The following is a 3693-nucleotide window of genomic DNA, read 5'->3' on the forward strand; positions in this document are numbered from 1 at the left end:
TGCCGCAGATAAGGCCTATAGCAGCAGGGCTCTGCGGGCAGAACTCCGGCGCAGAAAGATAAAAGCGGTTATCCCGCAACGCAGCGACCAGCAACGGCACCATAAGGGACGTCCACTGGTGTTAGACAAAGCTCGTTATCGTAGGAGAAATGTGGTCGAACGGTGCTTCGGATGGCTGAAGAAGTTTCGCCGATTCTCAACGAGGTATGAAAAGCTGGCGGGAAGTTTTGCTGCTTTTATCAAGCTGGCTTTCTGCCTTCGTTACTTACGGGAACTATTGGTGGACAGAAAACCAGCATTTTGAGAACACAGCCTAGTGCGAGATCCATAAAACGCCCCCTGTCATATCTGACAGAGGCAGGGAGGCGAGAAAGCGGCTAGCGAGCGGAAAAGTGAGGCGCAAACGATTGGAAAAAGAAAAGACGCCGCAAGGGCGTCTTTTTTACATTTTTATGCTTGAAGGGTGAAAGGGCGTTAGCCGCTTATTCCCATTCGATGGTTGCAGGCGGCTTGCCGGAGACGTCGTACACCACGCGGGAGATACCGTTGATCTCGTTGATGATGCGGTTCGACACGTGACCGAGGAAGTCGTACGGCAGATGGGCCCAGTGGGCAGTCATAAAGTCGATGGTCTCGACGGCGCGCAGGGCAATGACCCAGTCATATTTGCGGCCATCGCCCATGACGCCAACGGAGCGCACCGGCAGGAACACGGCGAACGCCTGGCTGACCTGGTTGTAGAGGTCAGCTTTGCGCAGCTCTTCGATAAAGACCGCATCGGCGCGGCGCAAGATATCGCAGTACTCTTTCTTCACTTCGCCAAGGACGCGCACGCCCAGACCCGGGCCCGGGAACGGGTGACGGTAGAGCATGTCGTAGGGCAGACCCAGCTCGAGGCCAACGCGGCGCACTTCATCTTTGAACAGCTCGCGCAGCGGCTCCACCAGACCCATCTTCATCTCTTCCGGCAGGCCGCCGACGTTGTGGTGAGACTTGATGACGTGGGCCTTGCCGGTCTTGCTGGCAGCCGATTCGATGACGTCAGGATAGATGGTGCCTTGCGCCAGCCATTTGGCGTTTTTCAGCTTTTTCGCTTCATCGTCAAACACTTCGACGAAAACGCGTCCGATGATCTTGCGCTTGGCTTCCGGTTCATCAACACCTGCCAGGGCGGAGAGGAAGCGCTCTTCGGCATCGACCTTGACGATGTTCAGACCGAAGTGGTCGCCGAACATCTCCATCACCTGGGTGCCTTCATTCAGGCGCAGCAGGCCGTTGTCAACGAAAACGCAGGTCAGGCGATCGCCGATGGCGCGGTGCACCAGCATGGCCACCACGGAGGAGTCCACACCGCCGGAGAGGCCCAGGATCACCTCGTCGTCACCCACCTGCTCGCGGATGCGGGCAACGGCGTCGTCGATGATGGTGGCCGGGGTCCACAGGCATTCGCAGCCGCAGATGTCCTTGACGAAGTGCTCCAGCATGCGGGCACCCTGACGGGTGTGGGTCACTTCCGGGTGGAACTGCACGCCGTAGAAACGCTTGGCCTCGTTGGCCATGGCGGCATGCGGGCAGGTGGCGGTCTGGGCGATGGTGGTGAAGTCGGCCGGGATGGTGGTGACCTTGTCGCCGTGGCTCATCCAGACATCCAGCAGGGCATTGCCGTTGTCGGCGATGGCATCTTCGATGTTGCGCAGCAGCGCGCTGGTCTTGCCGGCGTTGCCCAGCACTTCCACCTTGGCGTAACCGAATTCACGCTCGGTGGAGGATTGCACCTTGCCACCCAGCTGCTCGGCCATGGTCTGCATGCCGTAGCAGATGCCGAACACCGGCACGCCGGCGTTGAACACGTACTCGGGGGCGCGCGGGCTGCCCGCTTCGGTGACGGACTCGGGGCCGCCGGAGAGGATGATGCCGCTCGGATTGAATTCGCGGATCTGCTCTTCGGTCACATCCCAGGCCCACAGTTCGCAGTAGACGCCGATTTCGCGCACGCGGCGGGCGATCAGCTGGGTGTACTGGGAACCGAAGTCGAGGATAAGGATACGGTGCTGGTGAATGTCTTTAGTCATTTTATTCCTGCATCAGGCTGCTGTTGTCACAAAAAGCACGGGATAAAAAAGGGGTGGAGAAACGGGGCCGCAGCCCCGTTTTATCAGCCCATCCGGTAGTTGGGGGCTTCTTTGGTAATGGTCACGTCGTGCACGTGGGACTCTTTCATCCCGGCGCCCGAGATGCGCACGAATTCGGCCTTGGTGCGCATGTCGTCGATGGTGGCGCTGCCGGTCAACCCCATGGAGGAGCGCAGACCGCCCATCTGCTGGTGGATGATCTCTTTGAGGCGGCCCTTGTACGGCACGCGCCCTTCGATCCCTTCCGGCACCAGCTTGTCGGCGGCGTTGTCGGTCTGGAAGTAACGGTCGCTGGAGCCCTTGGACATGGCGCCCAGAGAACCCATGCCACGGTAGGATTTGAAGGAGCGCCCCTGATAGAGCTCGATCTCGCCCGGTGCCTCTTCGGTACCGGCGAACATGGAGCCCACCATGACGCAGCTGGCGCCAGCGGCGATGGCCTTGGCCACGTCACCGGAGAAGCGGATGCCGCCATCGGCAATCACCGGGATGCCGGTGCCTTCCAGCGCGTCAACGGCGTCGGAGATGGCGGTGATCTGGGGCACGCCCACGCCGGTCACGATACGGGTAGTACAGATGGAGCCCGGGCCGATACCGACCTTGACGGCGTTGACACCGGCAGCAGCCAGCGCCTTGGCACCCGCGGCAGTCGCCACGTTGCCACCGATGATCTGCAGATCAGGGTAGGCTTCACGGGTCGCCTTGATGCGATCCAGCACGCCCTGGGAGTGGCCGTGGGAGGAGTCGATCAGCAGCACGTCCACACCGGCTTCCACCAGGGCGGCGACGCGCTCTTCGTTGCCGGCACCGGCACCGACGGCAGCACCGACCCGCAGACGACCCTTGTCATCTTTACAGGCATTCGGCTTGCGCTCGGCTTTCTGGAAGTCTTTGACGGTGATCATGCCCTTGAGCTTGAAGTCGGCGTTGACCACCAGCACCTTCTCGATACGGTGCTTCTGCATCAGGCCAACCACCTCTTCGCGGGGGGCGCCTTCACGCACGGTGACCAGACGATCCTTCTGGGTCATGATCTGTTCGACAGTCTGGGAGAGATCGATCACGAAGCGCACATCACGACCGGTGATGATGCCCACCAGCTGATTGCCCTCGGTCACCACCGGATAACCGGCGAAACCGTTCTTGTGGCTCAGCTCCTTGATCTGGGCGATGGTCATGTCGGGGCGTACGGTGACGGGGTCAGTGACCACGCCGCTCTCGTACTTCTTGACCTTGCGCACTTCGGCAGCCTGCTGCTCGATGGACATGTTCTTGTGGATAAAGCCGATACCGCCTTCCTGGGCCAGTGCGATAGCCAGACGGGCTTCGGTCACTGTGTCCATGGCAGCGGAGATCATGGGAATGTTCAGGCTGATGGCAGAGGTCAGCTTGGTACGCAGATCGGCAGTATTGGGAAGAACTTCGGAGTGGGCGGGAACCAACAGTACATCGTCGAAGGTTAACGCTTCTTTGGCAATCCTGAGCATGGCAATATCTCACCGTTGAGGAAGTGGGGGTGTAAAATATTGCCGACGAAGTTTACTCACGCATTGGTCACTGG

At 60.1% G+C, this 3693-nt stretch carries 3 protein-coding genes; 1 reads left to right on the plus strand and 2 read right to left on the minus strand.

The annotated features are described in order from the left end of the window. Positions 1 to 304, plus strand: a 304-nt coding sequence (locus CAK78_RS10210) for a transposase (protein WP_141214104.1), incomplete at its 5' end; no start/stop codon positions are given. A 178-nt stretch (positions 305 to 482) separates the two neighbouring features. On the opposite strand, the gene guaA is transcribed toward CAK78_RS10210, so the two are convergent. Together guaA and guaB are read right to left on the minus strand one after the other, a co-directional pair. Continuing rightward, positions 483 to 2072 (minus strand): glutamine-hydrolyzing GMP synthase, encoded by a 1590-nt coding sequence (gene guaA / locus CAK78_RS10215; RefSeq protein WP_043172061.1) that lies wholly within the window; start codon positions 2070 to 2072, stop codon positions 483 to 485. Positions 2073 to 2155: 83 nt separating this feature from the next. Next, positions 2156 to 3619: an IMP dehydrogenase gene (guaB, locus tag CAK78_RS10220; RefSeq protein ID WP_011705859.1), complete on the minus strand. Its 1464-nt coding sequence runs from the start codon at positions 3617 to 3619 to the stop codon at positions 2156 to 2158. Positions 3620 to 3693: the final 74 nt, after the last annotated feature.

The sequence above is a fragment of the Aeromonas sp. A35_P genome (assembly GCF_002259925.1).
GTDB classification, from domain to species: Bacteria; Pseudomonadota; Gammaproteobacteria; order Enterobacterales; family Aeromonadaceae; genus Aeromonas; species Aeromonas dhakensis.